The organism is Aeromonas diversa CDC 2478-85, assembly GCF_000819805.1.
Taxonomy (GTDB): Bacteria; Pseudomonadota; Gammaproteobacteria; order Enterobacterales; family Aeromonadaceae; genus Aeromonas; species Aeromonas diversa.
On the sequence record NZ_CDCE01000037.1, the window covers coordinates 118,608 to 138,620 of the forward strand.

Here is a 20,013-nt window from a genome sequence, read left to right on the forward strand (position 1 = left end):
GTAGGATCAGGCTGCGTGATGCAGGCTGGCCGGTTGATAGAGGGACTTGTCGGCGGCCAACTCCATGGGGTCGAAGTCGTCTACGTTGATGGTGTAGAGGCGGCTTTGCTCGGCGCGGCGCAGCACCTCGGCCTCGGCTTCGCTCAATATCCCGGCAGCCAGGCCGACGTCGGCCACCTTGTCCAGCCCCATGAAGGGACGCTTGACGCCATCGGCCTTGCACACCTTGTCAAACAGCGGCTCGGCGGCCAGCACGTCATCGAGCGCCTGCTCGAGCAGACCGAAGGGGTTGCCCTCCTCGCGGGTGAGGTACTGCCCCTTGGCCAGACGGCTGCGGCTATCGCTCGGGGCTTGCAGCAGGCGGGCTACCTGATTGTCCAGTCTGTCAGACGGCTTGTGCATGTCGCAGCCGAGCGGCAGCACCAGGAAGCGCAGGGCGCGGCCAATCCAGCGATTCGGGAAGTTACGCAGCAACTCGTCGATGGCCTGCTGGGCCTTGAACAGGGCATCTTGCAAAGCCCAGTGCAACAGCGGCAGATCCCCCTTCTGACGTCCCTCGTCGTCGAAACGCTTGAGGGCGGCAGAGGCCAGATAGAGCTGGCTCAACACGTCACCCAGGCGTGCCGAGACACGTTCCTTGCGCTTGAGTTCACCACCCAGAGTACCCATGGCCACGTCCGACAGGAAGGCGAGGTTGGCCGACAGGCGAGCAAGCTTCTGATAGTAGGGGCGGGTCTCATCCTTGAAGGGGGCGCCAGCGAAGCGGGCACCGGTGAGCCCCAGCCAGAGGCTGCGCACCATGTTGCTCATGGCGAAGCCCACGTGGCGGAACATGGCCTTGTCGAAGTCCTTGAGTCCCTGTTCGGGATCGGGATGGGCTGCGGCCAGCATCTCGGTCAGTACGTAGGGATGGCAGCGGATCGCGCCTTGTCCATAGATGATCATGGAGCGGGTCAGGATGTTGGCCCCTTCCACCGTGATGGCGATGGGCGCCCCTTGATAGCCGCGAGCCAGGTAGTTATTCGGGCCCATGCAGATCCCCTTGCCGCCGTGGATGTCCATGGCATCGATGATGCACTTCTGGGCACGGTCGGTAAGGTGATACTTGACGATGGCCGAGATGACCGACGGCTTCTCGCCGAGATCGATGCCGGCGACGGTCAGCCCCGCGGCGGCCCCCATGATGTAGGCGTTGCCACCGAGACGGGCGAGCGGCTCTTCGATCCCTTCCATCTTGCCGATGGGCAGCTTGAACTGACGGCGGATACGGCTGTAGGCACCGGAGGCCAGAGCCAGCATCTTGACGCCGCCCGTGCTGTTGGAAGGAAGGGTGATACCGCGGCCCACCGACAGACACTCGACCAGCATACGCCAGCCCTGACCGGCCATGGACGGACCGCCGATGATAAAGTCGAGCGGGACGAAGAGATCCTTGGCCTGGGTCGGTCCGTTTTGGAAAGGCACGTTGAGGGGGAAGTGGCGACGGCCTATCTCAACGCCTTTCAGATGGGTTGGAATGAGGGCGCAGGTGATGCCGAGGTCGGTCTCGTCACCGAGCAGGTGGTCCGGGTCGCGCAGCTTGAAGGCCAGACCCAGTACGGTAGCGATGGGAGCCAGCGTGATGTAGCGCTTGTTCCAGGTCAGGCGCATACCGAGTACTTCTTTGCCTTCCCACTCGCCTTTGCAGACCACGCCGGTATCGGGGATAGAGCCGGCATCGGAGCCTGCTTCCGGGCTGGTCAGGGCGAAGCAGGGGATCTCCTTGCCCACCGCGAGGCGGGGCAGGTAGTAATTCTTTTGCTCCTCGGTGCCGTAGTGTTGCAGCAGCTCGCCCGGGCCGAGGGAGTTGGGGACGCCCACGGTAGAGGCGAGCACGGCACTGGCGCCGGTCAGCTTTTGCAGCACGCAAGATTGGGCGTAGGCAGAGAACTCCAGACCACCGTATTTTTTCTTGATGATCATGGCGAAGAACTTGTTCTCCTTGAGGTATTGCCACACCTCGGGGGAGAGATCGGCGCGCTGGTGGGTCACTTCCCAATCGCTCACCATACGGCAAACCGTTTCGACCGGGCCATCGAGGAAGGCTTGCTCCTCGGCGCTGAGGGTGTTGGCCGGAATGCGGTGCAGCTTCTTCCAGTCCGGATCGCCGGCAAACAGCTCGGCTTCCCACCAGGTGGTCCCGGCTTCGATGGCTTCCTTCTCGGTGCGTGACATCTCCGGCATGATCCCCTTGTAGAGCTTGAACAGGGGTTTGGAGATGTTGCTGCGGCGCAGCTCGACCAGGTTAAGAGGAAGGGCCACCGCGGCAAACAGCAACCAGGTCAGCCAGGAGAGCTGGCCATAGAGGCTGCCGGCAAGTAGTGCCGCAAAGGTGATCAGGGTGGACATCAAGAGAGGAGTACGGCGATACGCCAGCACTCCGATGACGATCAGGACCCCGAGCAGGGTGAGGGCCGTAGTCATTGTATGCTCCTTGCAATAGGGTTTACGAGTCACTGACTCATCTAGAGGTCTGACCTGTTGGTCATGAGATATCTTGTAATGGATAGGTTGCGAATTATCAAGTTGTTTACAAAATCCCGACCGGCGAATGTGATGGGGGCCGCATCGGTGGGCCAGCATGCCGATTGAGAATGATTTGCAAGGGGCGACGAGAGTAAAACCTTGTGCGACAATGGCGCCGTTATTGCTGACCTGAAAGAGAGCAACCATGTACCAAGATCTGATCCGCAGTGAACTGACTGAAGCCGCCGATGTGCTGCAGAAATTCCTGGCCGACGAGCAGAACATTCACAATATCGAGGCCGCCGCCAAGCTGCTGGCCGCCTCCTTCAAGGAGGAGGGCAAGGTGCTCTCCTGCGGCAACGGTGGCTCCCACTGCGATGCCATGCACTTCGCCGAAGAGCTGACCGGCCGTTATCGCGAGAACCGCCCGGGTTATGCCGGCATCGCCATCTCGGATCCGAGCCACCTCTCCTGTGTCTCCAACGACTTTGGCTACGACTTCGTCTTCTCCCGTTACGTCGAGGCCGTCGGTCGCCGTGGTGACGTGCTGCTCGGCATCTCCACCAGCGGTAACTCCGGCAATATCATCAAGGCCATCGAGGCTGCTCGCGCCAAGGGCATGAAGGTGATCGCCCTGACCGGCAAGGACGGCGGCAAGATGGCCGGCCTGGCCGACGTCGAGATCCGCGTGCCCCACTTCGGCTATGCCGACCGCATTCAGGAAGTGCACATCAAGGTGATCCACATCCTGATCCAGCTGGTCGAGAAGGAGATGGCCAAGTAATTGGCTGGCAGGAGAGGGCGATGTGTGAACTGCTTGGCATGAGTGCCAATGTCCCGACCGACATCTGTTTCAGCTTCAGTGGTTTGATGCTGCGTGGGGGCAAGACTGGCCCCCATCGCGACGGTTGGGGGATCACCTTCTACGAGGGGCGCGGTTTTCGCACCTTCAAGGATCCCCAGCCGAGCGCCGAGTCGCACATCGCCCGCCTGGTGCAGGAATACCCCATCAAGAGCTGCGCCGTGGTCAGCCACATTCGCCAGGCCAACCGGGGCACCGTCTCGCTGGAAAATACCCACCCCTTCACCCGTGAGCTGTGGGGCCGTTACTGGACCTTCGCCCACAACGGCCAGCTGACGGGGTGGAAGCGGTTGCCGACCGGTCGTCACCGCCCGGTGGGGCAGACCGACAGCGAGCATGCGTTTTGCTGGCTGCTCGACCAGCTCGAGCAGAAGTACCGCCGTCAACCGGCCAACTTTCCCGCCATGTTCCGCTATCTCGCGTCCCTGTGTCAGCAGCTGCGCGGGCTCGGGGTTTTCAACATGCTGCTCTCCGACGGGGAGTACGTGATGACCTTCTGCTCTAACAACCTGCACTGGTTGACCCGGTGCGCCCCCTTCGGGGAGGCGACCCTGCTCGACGACGAGGTCTCCATCGACTTTCAGCGTGAGACCACGCCCAACGACGTGGTGACTGTGATAGCGACCCGGCCGCTCACCGGCAACGAGAGCTGGCAGGCGATGGGGCCGGGGGAATACAACCTGTTTCGGCTTGGCGAGCGGATTGCCGGCGGGCAGGGGTAAACCGCCGAGATAAGTAAAGAGGGAGGCCACGGCCTCCCTCTCTATTGGGTCACGTCGCCGCAGCAACGCTATTCGGCGGCGTAGCCGGCCGGCTCCAGGGGCTCGCCGTCCATCAGTGCCTTGTCTTGCATCATCACCAGACGGCCCATGCAGAACCAGCTCACCACCAGGGGGTAGATGGCGTGCTCCTGCACCTGTACCCGGGCGGCGACCTCTTCTTCGCTGTCGTCCTCGAAGATGGGGACGCGCGCCTGCAACACCACGGGCCCGCCATCGAGCTCTTCGGTGACGAAGTGGACGCTGGCGCCGTGTTCGGTCTCACCGGCCTCGATGGCACGGCGGTGGGTGTGCTGGCCCTGGTATTTGGGCAGCAGGGAAGGGTGGATATTGAGCATGCGGCCACGAAAGCGGGCGATGAAGCCAGGCGACAGAATACGCATGAATCCGGCCATCACGATGAGATCGGGGCGGTATTCCGCCACCAGATCGCCAAGCGCCGCGTCGTAGGCTGCCCGGTCGGCAAAATGGGCGGCGTCGAGCACCTCGGTGGCACACCCCGCATTGCGGGCACGGGTGAGGCCGTATGCCTCCCCCTTGTTGCTCACCACGGCCACCACTTCGCCGGCGATGCGACCCGCCTGACAGGCATCGAGGATCGCCTGCAGGTTGCTGCCGTTACCGGAGATGAGGACCAGGATGCGTTTCATCGGATGACGACCTGCTCCTCGCCGGCGGATTGGGCGGCAATGTGGCCGATGTGCCAGGCCTGCTCTCCTTCGGCCTTGAGCAGGGTCAGGGCCTTGTCGAGCTGGTGTTGGGGCAGGGCGATGATCATGCCGACGCCGCAGTTGAAGGTACGGTACATCTCGTGACGGGTGACGTTACCGGCCTCTTGCAACCAGCTGAACACCGCCGGCCATTGCCAGCTCTGCTCGTCGATGATGGCCTGGGTCTGCTCGGGCAGCACGCGCGGGATGTTTTCCCAGAAGCCGCCACCGGTGATATGGGAGAGGGCGTGGATCTCGCACTCTTTGAGCAGCTTGAGCACGGGTTTGACATAGATACGGGTCGGCTCCAGCAATGCATCTGCGAGGGTGCTGTCCCCCAGTTTCTGTTGCACGTCGGCGCCGGAGACTGCCAGGATCTTGCGAATGAGGGAGAAACCGTTGGAGTGGGGGCCGCTGGCGGCCAGGGCGATCAGGGCGTCACCGGCCTGGACCTTGCTGCCGTCGATGATCTCGCTCTTTTCCACCACGCCGACGCAGAAACCGGCGATGTCGTAATCTTCCCCTTCATACATGCCCGGCATCTCGGCGGTCTCGCCACCCACCAGAGCGCAGCCAGACTGCTCGCAGCCGGCACCGATCCCGGTCACCACGGCCGCGGCTGTATCGACATCCAGCTTGCCGGTGGCGTAGTAGTCGAGGAAGAAGAGAGGCTCTGCCCCCTGCACAATGAGATCGTTGACGCACATGGCCACCAGATCGATACCGACAGTGTCGTGCTTCTTCAGATCGATGGCCAGGCGCAGCTTGGTGCCCACCCCATCGGTTCCGGAGACCAGCACCGGCTCCTTGTAACCGGCCGGAATTTGACACAAGGCCCCAAAGCCGCCGAGACCACCCAGGACTTCCGGACGGCGTGTGCGCTTGGCCACACCCTTGATACGATCGACCAGGGCATTGCCCGCATCGATGTCCACGCCTGCATCCTTGTAGCTCAGTGAGGTTTTGTCAGTCACGAGTATTCCCCGTCAAGTGGTGATAATGGAGGGTAAAATTCGGGGCGTATTCTAGCAGCGCGGGGTCAAAACCAGAAAGGAAATCGTTTGCGCAGCAAGGCGCAAAAAAGATCCACAAGAAGGGGGATTTGGTGTATGATTCCGCGATTTTTTTGCGCGGCAGTTCCAGGAGATAATAATGAGAGTCGTAGAAGCCAAACACCCGCTGATCAAACACAAGCTCGGTCTGATGCGCGAAGGAGATATCAGCACCAAGCGCTTCCGTGAACTGGCCAAGGAAGTGGGCAGCCTGCTCACCTACGAGGCGACGTCTGACTTCGAAACCGAGAAGGTTACCATCAACGGTTGGAACGGGCCAGTAGAAATTGACCAGATCAAGGGCAAGAAGGTCACCGTCGTGCCGATCCTGCGTGCCGGCCTGGGCATGATGGACGGCGTCCTCGAGCACATGCCGAGCGCGCGCGTCAGTGTGGTCGGTATCTACCGCGACGAGGAGACCCTCCAGCCGGTCCCCTATTTTGAGAAGATCGTCAGCAACATCGAGGAGCGTCTGGCCCTGGTCATCGATCCCATGCTGGCTACCGGCGGCTCCATGATCGCCACCATCGATCTGCTCAAGAAAAAGGGTTGCCAGTCCATCAAGGTACTGGTACTGGTCGCTGCCCCCGAGGGGATCAAGGCGCTCGAAGCGGCCCATCCGGACATCGAGCTCTACTGCGCCGCCATCGACAAGGGACTCAATGAGAAGGGTTACATCGTGCCCGGTCTCGGCGATGCCGGTGACAAGATCTTCGGCACCAAGTAACGCTTGCTGCCCATGACGAAGCCGGCTCACGCCGGCTTCGTGCTTTTTAGGGTCTGCGGGTGGAGGTGCCTTGCTGGTGCCTGTCTCTTGCCGCTACCATATCCCCACTCATTGTCTTTTGAATCGAGAGCCTGCCAATCATGCACAAGACCCTCGTTACCCTGCTGCTGTGTATTGCCTCTGCGTCCAGTTGGGCTGTTCAGATCACGGATCTCTATCAGGGGCGCGCAGGGGCGACCACTGAGATGGCCAAGTCCCAGGCTGAGGCATTGGGGGCGGTGCTTATCAAGCTAACCGGCAAGCGGGATGTGGTGACCCAACCCAAGGTCGCCGCCGCCCTCGCCAACCCGGCAGAGTATGTGCGTCGCTATGCCTATCAGGGTGAGGGGGAGGGGCGCCAGCTGGTGGCCGAGCTGGATCCATCCCGGGTCAATCAACTGCTGAGCCAGGCCGTATTGCCCATACTGGGGGCGGTACGCCCCCAGATCGCCCTCTGGCTGGTTATCGATGATAGCCAGCGGCGCATGGTCTCGGATCAGTCGCAGGATGGGTGGGCACGAGAGCTGCGCGATAGTGCCACCCCACTGGCCCTGCCAGTGGTGCTGCCCATCATGGATCTCGACGATAGCGCCGCGGTGGCGGTGACCGATGTCTTGGGCCGTTTCGCCGAGCCGGTTGCGGCGGCCAGCCAGCGTTACGGTGCCGAGATGGTGCTGCTGGGGCGACTGAGTGCCGAGGAGGAGACCTGGACTCTGGAGTGGGGCCTCTATGGTAGCAAGGAAGGCCAGCTCGCAGAGCTCACCAAGGGGAGCCTCAGCGGCAGCCAAGAGGTGGTGAGTGAGCAGCTCACTACCCAGTTGGCCGGGTGGCTGGTGGAGCACTATGGCGCCAAGGTCTCCGGTGAGAAGGGGCAGTTGCAGATCAAGGTCGAAGGACTCAGCCAGATGAACGACATCGCTCAGGTGCAGGGTCTTATCAAGGGGATGGCAAGTGTGGCCAGCGTCGAGTTGGCCGAGCTGGACACGGAGAGCGTCACCTTTGCGCTCTCCTACTATGGCGAGCAGAAGGAGCTCGAGCGCGCCCTCTCCCTGGATGCCCGGCTGGCCCAGGTTGGTAGCCAACCCGGCAGTTTGCAGTATCGTTGGAGCGCGGAGTAAAACGTCATCGCCCGGGTCTCGGCCTGGGCGGTTCTCTCCCGGGCCACACAATGGTACACTGAACGGCAAATGACACAGTTTAAGCCTCAAGAGTGAAACAGCCGGCCCAGCTATCCCTCGCCGTACAACTACCGGATGACGAAACCTTCGTCAGTTTCTATCCCGGCAGCAATGCCCACCTGATCACGGCGCTGAAGAATGCGGCCATCGGTCAGGGCTCTCCTTTTATCTATTTCTGGGGCCCCAAGGGGACCGGACGTTCTCATCTGCTTCATGCCACCTGCGCCGAGGTCAATGCCCGCGATGCGGCAGCGGCCTACCTGCCTCTCGATCAGTTTGAGCGGCTCGACCCCAGCATGCTTGAATCCCTCGAGAGCCTGCCTTTGGTCTGCCTCGACAACCTGGAGGCGATCGCCGGTAACGAGCACTGGGAGCGGGCTCTGTTTGACTTCTATAACCGCTGGCGAGAGAAGGGGCAACCCGGCTCTCTGGTGGTCACCGGTACCAGCGCCCCACGCAAGATAGGGCTGCAGTTGCCGGATCTCGCCTCGCGTCTGGACTGGGGGGTCAACTTCCACCTGGACGAGCTCGACGACGAGGGTAAACTCAGCGCCTTGCAGCTGCGCGCCGAGCTGCGCGGCTTCAAGCTCCCCATCGACGTGGGCCGCTTCCTGCTCAACCGTCTCTCGCGGGACATGCGTACCCTGCTGGCGACTCTCAATCAGCTCGACAACGCCTCGTTTCGTGCCAAGCGCAAGCTGACTATCCCGTTTGTCAAAGAGATCCTCGAGCTCTAGTCCACAGGCGGCACCCCAAAAAAGAAACCCCGGCACCAGGCCGGGGTTTTTGTTGGCGTCCTACTTAGTGGAACTGATCTTCCTCGGTGGAGCCGGTCAGTGCGGTGACCGAAGACTGGCCGCCCTGGATGACGGTGGTCACCTTGTCGAAGTAGCCGGTGCCGACCTCTTGCTGATGCGCGACGAAGGTATAGCCCTGCTTGGCGGCGGCAAATTCCGGCTCCTGTACCATCTCGACATAGTGCTTCATCCCTTCGCCGCGAGCGTACTGGTAGGCCAGTTGGTACATGTTGAACCACATGTTATGGATACCCGCCAGGGTGATGAACTGATACTTGTAGCCCATGTCGGAGAGCTCCTGCTGGAAGCGGGCGATGGTGGCATCGTCCAGGTTCTTCTTCCAGTTGAAGCTCGGGGAGCAGTTGTAAGCCAGGATGCGATCGGGGAACTTGGCCTTGATCGCCTCGGCGAATTTGCGCGCCTCGTCCAGATCCGGCTTGGCGGTTTCGCACCACACCATGTCGGCGTAGGGGGCGTAGGCCAGACCGCGAGCGATGGCCTGATCGATGCCGGCACGTACCTTGTAGAAGCCTTCGGCGGTGCGCTCACCGGTCAGGAAGTCCGCATCGTACGGATCGGCGTCGGTGGTCAGCAGATCCGCCGCGTTGGCGTCGGTACGGGCGATCACCAGGGTGGTGGTGCCGCACACGTCGGCCGCCAGACGGGCCGCGATGAGCTTTTGCACCGCTTCCTGGGTCGGGACCAGCACCTTGCCGCCCATGTGGCCGCATTTTTTCACGGACGCGAGCTGATCTTCGAAGTGCACGCCGGCGGCGCCCGCCTCTATCATCCCCTTCATCAGCTCGAAGGCGTTCAGCACGCCGCCGAAACCGGCCTCGGCGTCGGCGACGATGGGCAGGAAGTAGTCGATAAAGCCCTCATCGCCGGGGCCGACCTGGCTGGACCACTGGATCTGGTCGGCGCGGGCGAAGGAGTTATTGATGCGCTCTACCACAGACGGCACCGAGTTGGCCGGATAGAGGGACTGGTCCGGGTACATGGTGGAGGAGAGGTTGTTGTCCGCCGCCACCTGCCAGCCGGAGAGGTAGATAGCCTCGATGCCGGCCTTGGCCTGCTGCACCGCCTGGCCGCCGGTCAGGGCGCCGAGGCAGTTCACGTATCCCTTCTTGGCGCCACCGTGGATCAGCTCCCACAGCTTGTCGGCACCGCGCTGGGCCAGGGTGTGAGCCGGCTGGATGCTACCGCGCAGGTTCACTACGTCCTCGGCGCTGTAGCCGCGCTTGATCCCTTTCCAGCGGGGATTTTCCGCCCAGTCTTTCTCGATAGCCTGGATCTGTTGTTCACGGGTCAGTGCCATATCAGTTCCCTCTTTCATTGATTTCACGTTTCCATTTGACTTGTTATGGGGGCCGTCACCGGCCCGGATCTCACAGCCGCTCGTAGCCGGGCAGCGTCAGAAAATCGATCAGCGTATCGGCACAGGTGATCTCGTCCATCAGGCGAGCCGCCTCGGCAAAGCGTCCCGACTGCCAGCGGGTCTCACCGAGTTCGCCCTTCACCACCTCCTGCTCTTCGGCCAGCATCTGACGGAACAGGGCCTTGGTCACCACCTGGCCGTTGGAGAGGGTCTTGCCATGGCGGATCCACTGCCAGATGGAGGTGCGGGAGATCTCGGCGGTGGCGGCGTCTTCCATCAGGCCGTAGATGGGCACGCAGCCGTTGCCGCCGATCCACGCCTCTATGTATTGCAGCGCCACCCGGATGTTGGTACGCATGCCCGCTTCGGTGCGTTCCCCCTCGCAGGGGGCCAGCAGATCGGCGGCAGTGATGGGAGCATCCTGCTCGCGCAGCACACCGATCTGATTCTTGGCACCGGCCGGGATAGCGGCGTTGAAGACCGCCATGGCGGTGTCGGCCAGGCCCGGGTGCGCCACCCAGGTGCCATCGTGGCCGTTGTCAGCCTCACGCTGCTTGTCCGCCAGTACCTTGGCAAACACCTGCTCGTTGACCGCCGGATCCTTGGCCGGGATGAAGGCCGCCATACCGCCCATGGCCAGGGCACCGCGTTTGTGACAGGTCTTGATCAGCAGGCGCGAATAGGCACTCAGGAATGGCTTGTCCATGGTCACCACCTGGCGGTCCGGCAGGACCCGATCCGGGTGGTTTTTCAGGGTCTTGATGTAGCTGAAGATGTAGTCCCAGCGGCCGCAGTTGAGCGCGACGATGTGATCCTTCATCTGGTAGAGCAGTTCGTCCATCTCGAACACCGCCGGCAGGGTTTCGATCAGCACGGTGGCCTTGATGGTGCCGCGGGGCAGGCCGAACCTGTCCTCGGTCCAAGCGAACACCTCGCTCCACCAGCGCCCTTCCAGGTGGCTCTGCAGCTTGGGCACGTAGAAGTAGGGGCCCGAGCCCTTGGCCAGCAGCGCCTTGTGGTTGTGCAGGAAGTAGAGGGCGAAGTCGAGCAGGCCACCGGGGATGGGCTTGCCGTCGAAGGTGACGTGCTTCTCCGGCAGGTGCAGGCCGCGCACCCGGCAGATCAGCACGGCGGGGTTGGCATTGAGGGTATAGGCCTTGCCCTCCGGGCTGGTGAAATCGATGGTGCCGTTGACCGCATCGCGCAGGTTGATCTGCCCCTCCATCACCTTGTCCCAGGCGGGGGCCAGCGAATCCTCGAAGTCGGCCATGAAGACTTTCACGTTGGCGTTGAGGGCGTTGATGATCATCTTGCGATCGACCGGTCCGGTGATCTCGACGCGTCGGTCTTGCAGGTCGTCAGGGATGCCGCGCACCGTCCAGTCACCCTCGCGGATGTGGGCCGTTTCGGGCAGAAAATCGGGTAGCTCACCGCCGTCGATGCGAGCGGCGCGGGCGACGCGCTGACCCAGCAGCTCGTCGCGTTGGGGAGCAAAGCGCTCCACCAGCTCGGCCACCAGCTGCACCGCCTCCGGGGTGAGGATCTGGGCGTACTCGGGACGCATCTGACCGGTAATGGCCAGGCGGCTGCTGCAGTGGGTCTGGGCCGGTGCCGACATGGGATGACTCCTTGAAAATTACATTTTGAACAAATTCACTACGACCAAAATCGTTCCCTGTTCTGGATGAGAACCCATCTGGTGTTGACTCATCGCTGTTTAAGTTGCGTAAAAACGCTCAAATCGTCAACACATTTTTTTAAACACTTGTTTTCATTTTTTATATAAATTGCTGTTTTTACTGGGTTAATGAATTGTGAGTATTTGCTCTAGGTAGATAGTTATGCTTAACAGGTCTCGCCTGTCAGGAGGAAGGGGAGTGGGGGGGGAAGGGGCGGTCTGATGATCGGTATTACGTAATTAAATTACCTTAATGGCAGGGTGCAAAAATAAATCCCGAGCTTACTCCAAGCTTTGCCCTGGTCTGTTGATGAGCCCCCACCCGATGTGACAAGTGATCGGCAACATCATGATTCACTGCACGTTTTACATATCGCCTGCAATGAGCATCAGCCGGGTTGTGCTCCTGCTTGCAGAGTGGTTCCAAGCGCCTTGGGGCGGGGTGATGATGTTGGTTTGTATCAGAAAGGGAGCCGCCCCATCACGAGAGTGGGGGGAAGGTGAACAGCATATCTTGCTGTCATTGAATCATCCTGTGGTGATTTGTCGTTTTTTACTTGCCGGCGCCCCCGACCAGGGGAAGGGAGCCCGCAGCCCCCCCGCGGAAACAAAAAAGCCTCCCGAAGGAGGCTTCTTGTTACTGACGGGGATCGTGCGATCAGCGCGCCAGGTTTTCCGGCAGGTGCTCACGCATGCGAGCCAGCATCTCTTTGACAACACGCGGGTTGCCGACGACCAGGTTGCCGGAGTGCTCGTAGTTGTGACCACCCACGAAGTCGGTGACGATGGCACCGGCTTCCTTGGCCAGCAGTTCACCGGCGGCAGTATCCCACGGCTTGAGACCCATCTCCCAGAAGCCATCGACACGGCCGGCAGCGACGTAGGCGAGATCCAGTGCGGCAGAGCCGGCACGACGAATGTCTGCACACTCGAGGAAGAGGGCATGGAACATCTTCTGGTACGGCTCGATCTGGTGCTTCTGTTTGAACGGGAAGCCGGTGGCCAGCACAGTGCCGGAGAGATCCTTGGCCTTGCCGGTACGGATGCGGTAACCGTTGAGCTGGGCGCCGGAGCCACGAGTCGCGGTGAACAGTTCGTCACGGATCGGATCGTAAACCACGGCCTGCTCGGTGCGGCCCTTCACGCGCAGGGCGATAGAGACGGCAAAGTGGGGGATACCCTTGACGAAGTTGGTGGTGCCATCCAGTGGGTCGATGATCCATTGATAGTCCGGGTTGGTACCGGCGATTTCACCGCTCTCCTCGCCGATAATGCCGTGCTCGGGATAGGATTTTTTGATGGTGTGAATGATGGCTGCTTCGGCGTCGCGATCAACGTTGGTCACGAAATCGTTGCTCCCCTTCTGCATAGCCTCGATGTTCTCGGGCTGGGAGAAGGCTTTGACAATAACTTGACCGGCGTTGCGCGCAGCGCGCACAGCGATATTCAGCATCGGATGCATAGACTCACCACTGGATGTTAAAGAACGGGGAAATTTAGGACGCGGCATTCTACTCAAAACTGTGAGCAAAGTACAAAACAAATCGTAGCCGTTGTGCCGCCGATGGGGGAGTGTAATGCCTTGCTTCTTTTGGATGGCCACCCGCAAGCAGGCAGGATAAGCGGTGAGCACTGGTTGTTAATTCACCTTTCATTAGAAAATGTAGGGCATGGAGATGACAAAGATTCGTTCGTCTACTGTGACCTGAATCACTAATATAGCCCCCGGTCGGGGTTCTTCCGGCCCTATGACTCCTGCGGCGCGCCCGCATCGAATCCATCGTATCGACTTCAAGCCAACCTGCCTGTCGGGATGGCCGGGCTTTCTCATTTCGGGTCCACTATGCAACGCAACGGTTTTTACGCTCTCTATTTTATTACCATCCTGATGGTGGCGGTCGGGCAGATGACCCAGACCCTCTATGTGCCCTCCATCGGCCACATGGCCGCCGAGTTCATGGTACGTCCGGGCAGCCTGCAGGCGGTGATGGCCTGTTATCTCATCCCGTACGGGCTCTCCCAATTCGTTTACGGGCCGCTCTCCGATCGCATCGGTCGTCGCCCCGTACTGCTGCTCGGCATGATGGTGTTTCTCGCCGGCACCCTGCTGATCCAATGGGTGCCGACCTTTGATGCCCTTTTGCTGGGGAGCGTGATCCAGGGATTGGGGACGGGTGCGGCTGGCGCCATGAGCCGTACCGTCATGCGGGATCGCTACAACGGGGCCGAGCTTAACCGGGCCAACAGCCTGGTGAGCATGGGGGTGATCTTCTCTCCGCTGCTGGCGCCCATGATCGGTGCCTGGTTGACCGAGCAGCTGGACTGGCGCGCCGGATATTGGTTCCTGTTTGTGTTCGGCGCCCTCACCACTGGCGCCATCATGCTCTGGTTTGCCGAGACCCTGCCTGCCGAGCGCCGCCAACCACAACGAGTCGTTGCCGCCTATCGTCACGTGCTCGGTAACAGTCGTTTTCAGGGGAACCTGATCTGCCTGATGGCGACCTTCTCCGGCCTGGCCGTGTTTGAGGCCGCCGCCGGGGTGATCATGGGTAAGGACTTGCAACTCTCTGCCAAAGCGATCAGCGTGCTCTTCGTGCTGCCGCTGCCGGGTTACATGTTTGGCGCCTGGCTCTCTGCCCGCCTCAGCTATCGGTTCACCATGGGCAAGTTGATGCGCCTTGGGATCGCCTTTCTCGGGGTCGGCAGCGTCATCATACTGGTGCCGGGAGTGCTCGGTGAGGTAAGCGCCCCCTCGCTCATCCTGGGCGCGGCGCTCTACTTTGTCGGCAGTGGCATCCTCTATCCGACGGCCACGACCTGTGCCATCGAGCCCTTCCCCGGTCAGGCGGGCACGGCGGGGGCCATACTGGGCGGCATGCAGAATCTGGGGGCCGGTCTGGTTACCTTGCTGGCGGCGGGGATCCCCATGCGAGGTCAGCTGACCCTGGGTATCATCATGAGCCTGATGGTGTTGGTGGTGGCGGCCAGTTTCCTGTGGATGCGGCGTGGTCACACCCCTGAGCATCAGATGGCCTGACAGGGTGCATTGTCGTAAATAAAGAAAAGGCCCGTCGCGATGACGGGCCTTTTTTATTGGTACCCCGGAGATGCCGTTGCCGGTTTGGGCCCTTGAACCATGAGTTCAAGGCGGAAGCCGGGCCTGGCCGCAGGCTTCTCGGTACGGGCCGAGCTTGCACAAATAACCAGGTTGCCGGGTTCCTTAGGGTATGAATATCGGCTCGGGGACATCAACCGACTGACGAGCACCCCAGGGATTTAAACGTTAGGCGTGACGCTGTCATCGCCTTGACCATGTTCGATGAGCGCCGCTTCGATGGTGCGTTGCAGCATCTTGATGCGCTTGTCCATAGTCTCAGAGTATTGGTGATTCTTCTCTTTTTCAAGGCAGAGCTCATGGCAGAAATTGAGCGCTGCCATGATGGCCAGCTGTTCGTTGCTGGAGACGCGGGAACGCTGGCGAAGCTCGATCAGCTTCTCGTTGAGCTGGGTGGCTGCCGCCTGCAAGGCTGCCTGCTGCCCCGGGGGGCAGGAGACCTTGTAGGGCCGACCCAGGATCACGATTTCAACGGCCTCTGTACTCATGCCTTCCTCGATTGGACTTGGCCTCAGGGGGCCCGGGTCCGCTTGGATAACTGGGCGGGACTATATAGCGCATAGTGTGAAGTTTCAAGGCCTTGCTGGCTCTGGTGCGGGTCGGGTGATAGGATCTTGGGCACATATGCTGCAACTTTGAGCGACACGAGATGAAAGAGGCTAATGGCGTAAGTTACGAGACCCTGGTCACCCTTTTCGAACAACACGATCTGATGGCGACGGCGGTCGAGGCCCATGCCGTGGTGTGCGGTCTTATCTGCGGGGGTTGTCCCCTCGATGGCAAGAGCTGGTTGCCTCACCTTAACGATCTCATCAACGACGGCTTTGGCTTGCCCAATCCGGTTCGTCAGGCGATGACATCCCTCTATGAGTCGGTGATTGCCTCCCTGATGGCCCAGAAGGGCGTCGAGCTGATGCTGCCGCCGGACGAGGCCCCCCTCGATGAGCGCATCGATGCCCTGGTCGAATGGTCCCAGGCCTTCCTGGCCGGTTTCGGTGTGGTGCAACAGGAGCTGGGTAAGGCCTCCGAAGAGCTGCAAGAGATGGTGCGCGACATTGCCAACATCACTCAGGTCTCCGACGAGCTGGATCAGGAAGATGAAGAGAACGAGGCCGCGTTCCTGGTGCTCTATGAGCACGTCAAACTGGGCGTCATGATGGCCTTCGAAGAGTGTGGCAAGCGCCCCTCTACACCGGCTGGCGCTCCGACTCTGCATTGATCCGATGAGAAGTGCCGGGCGGCTCGCACCCCGGCGACGTGGGGCTGTGCTACCATGGCCCCACCTTTTTACTCTCCACCGCGTGGAACCCTGCATGTCAGTTAACCACTACGATGTCGCCATCGTTGGCGGCGGCATGAGCGGCGCCTGCCTGGCGCTGGCGCTCTCTCGTCTCCCGTTACGGGTGGCACTGCTGGAGGCGGCCCTGCCCGACGTGGCTCAGCATCCCGCCTTCGATGCTCGCGCCATCGCCCTCTCGGCGGGTAGCGTCGATGCCCTGAGCCGGCACGGGATCTGGCCTCTGCTGGCGCCGCAAGCTGAACCCATCACCCGGATCCATGTCTCCGATGCCGGCCATCTTGGGCAGGTCCGGCTGGCGGCGAGTGACTACCGGCTCCCGGCCCTCGGTCAGGTGATCGAGCTCACGGCCGCCGGGCGTGCCCTGCAACAGGCCTTGGCCATGGCCCGCAATGTCGAGTTCTACTGTCCGGTGACGCCGATGACGCTGCAGCCCGACGTGAGCGGCGTGACCCTGACCCTCTCCGATGGACGAGCCTTGTCGACCCGCCTGTTGGTGGCGGCCGATGGGGGACACTCCTTTGTGCGCGAGGCGCTCAAGATCCCCGTCACTCGCCACGACTTTGAGCAGAGCGCGCTGATCGCCACCGTTAAAACGGCCGAGCACCCTCAGGGGCGAGCCTTCGAGCGCTTTACCAAGGGGGGGCCGCTGGCCCTGCTGCCGCTGCCAGGTGGACTCAGCTCCCTGGTCTGGAGCGTGCCGCGCCATGAGGCCCCCGAATTGGCGGCCCTGCCCGATGCGGCCTTTCTGGCTCGTCTGCAACAGGCCTTTGGCTGGCGCCTCGGGCGTTTTGAGCAGACTGGGCCGCGTCATCTCTATCCTCTGGTCATGACTCAGGCGCCCTGGCCCATCGGACAGCGCACCGTGCTGCTCGGCAATGCGGCCCATCTGCTGCACCCCATCGCGGGTCAAGGCTTTAACCTCGGCATGCGCGACATCGATCAACTGGTGCTGACGCTCGAAGAGGGGCTGAGCCGGGGCGAGCAGCCCGGCGATCATGAGATGTTGCGACGCTACTGGGAGCGGCGCCGTCAGGATCAGCAGGACACCATCTGGCTGACCAGCGCACTCGCCGAGCTCTTCTCCAACGACTATGCCCCCCTGGTGGTCGGCCGTAACCTGGGGCTCTCCCTGATGGGTCATCTGCCCCTGTTGCAACGTCCCCTGGTGGCGCAGACCCTGGGCTTTGGTGTCGCCCCCTCCGCGCGCTGAAAGGAATCCCTATGCAAACTTTCGATCTCATCATCAATGGCGGCGGCATGGTCGGGCTCGCACTGGCGGGCTCCCTCAGAGGGAGTGGCCTGCGCATCGCCATCATAGAGGGGCAGCTGCCCGATCCAGCTCTGGGGCCGGTGGCCGACAACCGGGTCAGCGCCTTGAGCCTGGCCAGCCAGCAGCTGCTGCGCCGGGTTGGCGCCTGGTCAGGCATGGAGGCGCGCCGGTTTCAGCCCTACACCCGTATGGAGGTGTGGGAGCAAGACAGCTTTGGTCGCATCGAGTTTGATGCGGCGCCCCTGCGCCAGCCGGCCCTGGGTCATATCGTCGAAAACCGCGTGATCCAGTTGGCCCTGCTCGAGGCGCTGGAGGGCGAGGCTGGGGTGACCCTGATCACTCCGGCGCGCGCTCAGTCGCTGCAGGTGGGGGAGAGCGGCGCCGTGCTGCTGCTCGACGATGGCCGCGCCCTCGGTGCCAAGTTGGTGGTGGCCGCCGATGGCGCCCACTCCTGGCTGCGCCGCCAGGCCGATATTCCGCTCACCAGCTGGGACTACGGCCACCACGCCCTGGTGGCGACGGTGCGCACGCAAGAGCCCCACGGCGGTGTCGCGCGCCAGATCTTCACCCCGGACGGGCCACTCGCCTTTCTGCCGCTCTGGGATGCACACACCTGCTCCATCGTCTGGTCCTTGCCCCCGGAGCGGGCTGAAGGATTAATCCAGTGTGATGAAGAGGCCTTCAACCGTCGTCTCACGGTCGCCTTCGACGGCCACCTCGGCCTGTGTCAGCTGCAGGGCGCGCGCTGCGCCATACCGCTCACCGCCCGCTTTGCCCGTGACTTTGCCCGCGAGCGGCTGGCCCTGGTGGGGGACGCGGCCCACACCATACACCCGCTGGCGGGCCAGGGGGTGAACCTGGGGCTGCTGGATGTGGCTGCCCTGGCCGAGCAGATCCTGGCGGTGCATGGTGCCGGTGGCGACATCGGCAGGCTCGAGAGCCTGCGCCCCTTCGAGCGGGCACGCAAGGCCGAGGCGGCGCGCATGCTGGCGGCCATGGAGGGGCTCAAGCGTCTGTTTGCTGGGCGCCACCCGTTGAAGAAACTGGTGCGCGGCATGGGCCTGGTGATGACCGATCTTGCGGCGCCCATCAAGGAGCGATTCATCCTCGCGGCCATGGGGCTCGATGCCTTGCCGCCACGCTACAGAGATGAAAAAAACTAATAAAAAGCCTGTTTTCACTAAATTTAACTAATGTAATGAGGCTATCGATGCCACTGCACCGATAGCCTTTTGTTTGGCATGTGGCGCAAACGTTTTTATGTAAAATGTGACAGAACAGTGAAATCTGGTGTTTTATGTTGCGCACTGCCGGGTAAATCTGGTTTTCTCACTCTGTTTGTATCCGTAGCTGGTGCGTCATGATTTCGGTTGGATTAGTTTTTTTCTAGTTAGGAGCGGTTCTACCGGATCTTGCCATGACTTATAATCCGCACCATTCAAGGACCCGGCCCGACTCGCGATGTCGAGAGGCCATCCCGCCTGCAGGCCTTCTGTGGGCAGAGAGCAAGGAAAAGTGAGATGACCCAGAAAACCGTTCTGCATCCCAAGCATCTGGAAGCCGGCGCCAAGATGGTCGACTTCCACGGTTGGGAGATGCCCATCAACTACGGCTCCCAGATTGAAGAGCACCACGCGGTGCGCGGCGACGCCGGCATGTTCGACGTCTCCCACATGACCATCGTCGATTTGCACGGCGAGCGGGTCAAACCCTTCCTGCAGCACCTGCTGGCCAACGACGTGGCCAAGCTGACCCAGCCTGGCAAGGCCCTCTATACCGGCATGTTGACCGCCGATGGCGGCGTCATCGACGATCTCATCGTCTACTTCCTCGGTGACACCTTCTATCGCCTGGTGGTGAACTCGGCCACCCGCGAGAAGGATCTGGCCTGGATCACTCACCACGCCGCCGACTTTGGCGTCGCCGTCACCGAGCGCCCCGAGCTTGCCATGATCGCGGTGCAGGGGCCCAAGGCCAAGCTCAAGGTGGCCACAGTGCTGAGCGCCGCCCAGCGCACCGCCGTGGTGGGCATGAAGCCCTTCTTCGGCGTGCAGGCCGGCGATCTCTTCATCGCCACCACCGGCTACACCGGCGAAGAGGGGTATGAAATCGTGGTGCCCGAGCAGAAGGCCTGCGAGCTGTGGCAGGCGCTGCTGGATGCGGGCGTCGCCCCGTGCGGCCTGGGTGCCCGCGATACCCTGCGTCTGGAAGCGGGCATGAATCTCTATGGCCAGGACATGGACGAGTCGGTCTCTCCGCTCGCCGCCAACATGGCCTGGACCATCGCCTGGGAGCCGAGCGATCGTACCTTCATCGGTCGCGCCGCCCTGGAAGCCCAAAAGGCTGCCGCCAATCTGCCCAAGCTGGTGGGGCTGGTGATGGAAGAGAAGGGGGTACTGCGTGCCGGCATGCCGGTCACCTTCACCACCGAAGCCGGTGAGGCGCGCGAAGGCGTCATCACCTCCGGCACCTTCTCCCCGACCCTGGGCCTCTCCATCGCCCTGGCCCGCGTACCCCGCGACATCGGTGCCACCGCCCAGGTCGAGATCCGCAAGAAACTGGTGACCGTTGCCGTCACCAAACCCGCTTTTGTCCGCAACGGCCAGAAGATCGTCTGACTCAA

The 20,013-nt window shown here is 61.8% G+C and carries 17 protein-coding genes and 1 other RNA gene; 10 read left to right on the forward strand and 8 right to left on the reverse strand.

The features are described from left to right. Positions 1 to 6: 6 nt before the first annotated feature. On the reverse strand, positions 7 to 2,463 hold the full coding sequence (gene fadE, locus BN1121_RS17720; protein WP_005349997.1) for an acyl-CoA dehydrogenase FadE: 2,457 nt from the start codon (positions 2,461 to 2,463) through the stop codon (positions 7 to 9). Positions 2,464 to 2,710: 247 nt separating this feature from the next. Here fadE and lpcA point away from each other — a divergent pair, with 247 nt between their 5' ends. Both lpcA and BN1121_RS17730 read left to right on the forward strand, forming a co-directional pair. Further along, positions 2,711 to 3,289 (forward strand): D-sedoheptulose 7-phosphate isomerase, encoded by a 579-nt coding sequence (gene lpcA, locus BN1121_RS17725; protein ID WP_005349994.1) that lies wholly within the window; start codon positions 2,711 to 2,713, stop codon positions 3,287 to 3,289. A gap of 20 nt (positions 3,290 to 3,309) precedes the next feature. Continuing rightward, positions 3,310 to 4,089: a class II glutamine amidotransferase gene (locus tag BN1121_RS17730; RefSeq protein ID WP_005349991.1), complete on the forward strand. Its 780-nt coding sequence runs from the start codon at positions 3,310 to 3,312 to the stop codon at positions 4,087 to 4,089. Between the two features lie 68 nt (positions 4,090 to 4,157). Here BN1121_RS17730 and purN read toward each other — a convergent pair whose 3' ends face one another. Beyond that, on the reverse strand, positions 4,158 to 4,796 hold the full coding sequence (purN, locus tag BN1121_RS17735) for a phosphoribosylglycinamide formyltransferase (RefSeq protein WP_005349987.1): 639 nt from the start codon (positions 4,794 to 4,796) through the stop codon (positions 4,158 to 4,160). After that, a complete protein-coding gene (gene purM, locus BN1121_RS17740; protein WP_005349985.1) occupies positions 4,793 to 5,830 on the reverse strand; it encodes a phosphoribosylformylglycinamidine cyclo-ligase in 1,038 nt (345 codons plus the stop codon). Before purM ends, purN begins: the two co-directional genes overlap by 4 nt. Before the next feature lie 178 nt (positions 5,831 to 6,008). Here purM and upp point away from each other — a divergent pair, with 178 nt between their 5' ends. The 3 genes from upp (at position 6,009) to hda (ending at position 8,589) form a co-directional block, all read left to right on the forward strand. Continuing rightward, a complete protein-coding gene (gene upp, locus BN1121_RS17745) occupies positions 6,009 to 6,635 on the forward strand; it encodes a uracil phosphoribosyltransferase (protein WP_005349982.1) in 627 nt (208 codons plus the stop codon). 140 nt (positions 6,636 to 6,775) lie between these two features. Then, on the forward strand, positions 6,776 to 7,792 hold the full coding sequence (locus tag BN1121_RS17750) for a DUF2066 domain-containing protein (RefSeq protein WP_005349980.1): 1,017 nt from the start codon (positions 6,776 to 6,778) through the stop codon (positions 7,790 to 7,792). A gap of 92 nt (positions 7,793 to 7,884) precedes the next feature. Continuing rightward, positions 7,885 to 8,589, forward strand: coding sequence for a DnaA inactivator Hda (gene hda, locus BN1121_RS17755; protein ID WP_005349977.1), 705 nt, complete (start codon positions 7,885 to 7,887; stop codon positions 8,587 to 8,589). A 64-nt stretch (positions 8,590 to 8,653) separates the two neighbouring features. Here hda and aceA read toward each other — a convergent pair whose 3' ends face one another. The 3 genes from aceA to suhB form a co-directional block, all read right to left on the reverse strand. Then, positions 8,654 to 9,967 carry an isocitrate lyase gene (gene aceA, locus BN1121_RS17760; protein WP_005349975.1) on the reverse strand — a complete coding sequence of 438 codons (1,314 nt, stop codon included), beginning with the start codon at positions 9,965 to 9,967 and terminating at the stop codon, positions 8,654 to 8,656. 70 nt (positions 9,968 to 10,037) lie between these two features. Beyond that, the gene (gene aceB, locus BN1121_RS17765) at positions 10,038 to 11,645 is read right to left on the reverse strand and encodes a malate synthase A (RefSeq protein ID WP_005349973.1); all 1,608 of its coding nucleotides are present in this window, start codon (positions 11,643 to 11,645) and stop codon (positions 10,038 to 10,040) included. Between the two features lie 718 nt (positions 11,646 to 12,363). Further along, positions 12,364 to 13,167, reverse strand: coding sequence for an inositol-1-monophosphatase (suhB, locus tag BN1121_RS17770; protein ID WP_005349972.1), 804 nt, complete (start codon positions 13,165 to 13,167; stop codon positions 12,364 to 12,366). A gap of 381 nt (positions 13,168 to 13,548) precedes the next feature. Here suhB and emrD point away from each other — a divergent pair, with 381 nt between their 5' ends. Further along, positions 13,549 to 14,742 carry a multidrug efflux MFS transporter EmrD gene (gene emrD / locus BN1121_RS17775; protein WP_005349961.1) on the forward strand — a complete coding sequence of 398 codons (1,194 nt, stop codon included), beginning with the start codon at positions 13,549 to 13,551 and terminating at the stop codon, positions 14,740 to 14,742. Between the two features lie 57 nt (positions 14,743 to 14,799). On the opposite strand, the gene ssrS is transcribed toward emrD, so the two are convergent. Together ssrS and zapA are read right to left on the reverse strand one after the other, a co-directional pair. Further along, positions 14,800 to 14,983: non-coding RNA, 6S RNA (gene ssrS, locus BN1121_RS19595), on the reverse strand. Beyond that, the gene (gene zapA, locus BN1121_RS17780) at positions 14,982 to 15,308 is read right to left on the reverse strand and encodes a cell division protein ZapA (RefSeq protein WP_005349959.1); all 327 of its coding nucleotides are present in this window, start codon (positions 15,306 to 15,308) and stop codon (positions 14,982 to 14,984) included. The genes ssrS and zapA overlap by 2 nt, the downstream gene beginning before the upstream one ends. 161 nt (positions 15,309 to 15,469) lie before the next feature. Here zapA and BN1121_RS17785 point away from each other — a divergent pair, with 161 nt between their 5' ends. The 4 genes from BN1121_RS17785 to gcvT all read left to right on the forward strand — a co-directional run bounded on the left by BN1121_RS17785 (position 15,470) and on the right by gcvT (position 20,008). Next, complete coding sequence (locus BN1121_RS17785; RefSeq protein ID WP_005349958.1) at positions 15,470 to 16,039, forward strand: UPF0149 family protein; 570 nt, start codon at positions 15,470 to 15,472, stop codon at positions 16,037 to 16,039. Positions 16,040 to 16,133: 94 nt separating this feature from the next. After that, the gene (ubiH, locus tag BN1121_RS17790) at positions 16,134 to 17,330 is read left to right on the forward strand and encodes a 2-octaprenyl-6-methoxyphenyl hydroxylase (protein WP_005349957.1); all 1,197 of its coding nucleotides are present in this window, start codon (positions 16,134 to 16,136) and stop codon (positions 17,328 to 17,330) included. Positions 17,331 to 17,335: 5 nt separating this feature from the next. Beyond that, a complete protein-coding gene (locus BN1121_RS17795) occupies positions 17,336 to 18,553 on the forward strand; it encodes an FAD-dependent 2-octaprenylphenol hydroxylase (RefSeq protein WP_043157264.1) in 1,218 nt (405 codons plus the stop codon). Between the two features lie 357 nt (positions 18,554 to 18,910). After that, a complete protein-coding gene (gene gcvT / locus BN1121_RS17800) occupies positions 18,911 to 20,008 on the forward strand; it encodes a glycine cleavage system aminomethyltransferase GcvT (protein WP_005349955.1) in 1,098 nt (365 codons plus the stop codon). Positions 20,009 to 20,013 lie beyond the last annotated feature (5 nt).

Bases quoted from the DNA above. Each gene is read 5' to 3' on its own strand.
- aceB (WP_005349973.1), bottom strand. From the start codon at position 11,645: ATGTCGGCACCGGCCCAGACCCACTGCAGCAGCCGCCTGGCCATTACC.
- suhB (WP_005349972.1), bottom strand. From the start codon at position 13,167: ATGCATCCGATGCTGAATATCGCTGTGCGCGCTGCGCGCAACGCCGGT.
- lpcA (WP_005349994.1), top strand. From the start codon at position 2,711: ATGTACCAAGATCTGATCCGCAGTGAACTGACTGAAGCCGCCGATGTG.
- BN1121_RS17730 (WP_005349991.1), top strand. From the start codon at position 3,310: ATGTGTGAACTGCTTGGCATGAGTGCCAATGTCCCGACCGACATCTGT.
- emrD (WP_005349961.1), top strand. From the start codon at position 13,549: ATGCAACGCAACGGTTTTTACGCTCTCTATTTTATTACCATCCTGATG.
- aceA (WP_005349975.1), bottom strand. From the start codon at position 9,967: ATGGCACTGACCCGTGAACAACAGATCCAGGCTATCGAGAAAGACTGG.
- BN1121_RS17750 (WP_005349980.1), top strand. From the start codon at position 6,776: ATGCACAAGACCCTCGTTACCCTGCTGCTGTGTATTGCCTCTGCGTCC.
- BN1121_RS17785 (WP_005349958.1), top strand. From the start codon at position 15,470: ATGAAAGAGGCTAATGGCGTAAGTTACGAGACCCTGGTCACCCTTTTC.
- purN (WP_005349987.1), bottom strand. From the start codon at position 4,796: ATGAAACGCATCCTGGTCCTCATCTCCGGTAACGGCAGCAACCTGCAG.
- fadE (WP_005349997.1), bottom strand. From the start codon at position 2,463: ATGACTACGGCCCTCACCCTGCTCGGGGTCCTGATCGTCATCGGAGTG.
- upp (WP_005349982.1), top strand. From the start codon at position 6,009: ATGAGAGTCGTAGAAGCCAAACACCCGCTGATCAAACACAAGCTCGGT.
- ubiH (WP_005349957.1), top strand. From the start codon at position 16,134: ATGTCAGTTAACCACTACGATGTCGCCATCGTTGGCGGCGGCATGAGC.
- zapA (WP_005349959.1), bottom strand. From the start codon at position 15,308: ATGAGTACAGAGGCCGTTGAAATCGTGATCCTGGGTCGGCCCTACAAG.
- gcvT (WP_005349955.1), top strand. From the start codon at position 18,911: ATGACCCAGAAAACCGTTCTGCATCCCAAGCATCTGGAAGCCGGCGCC.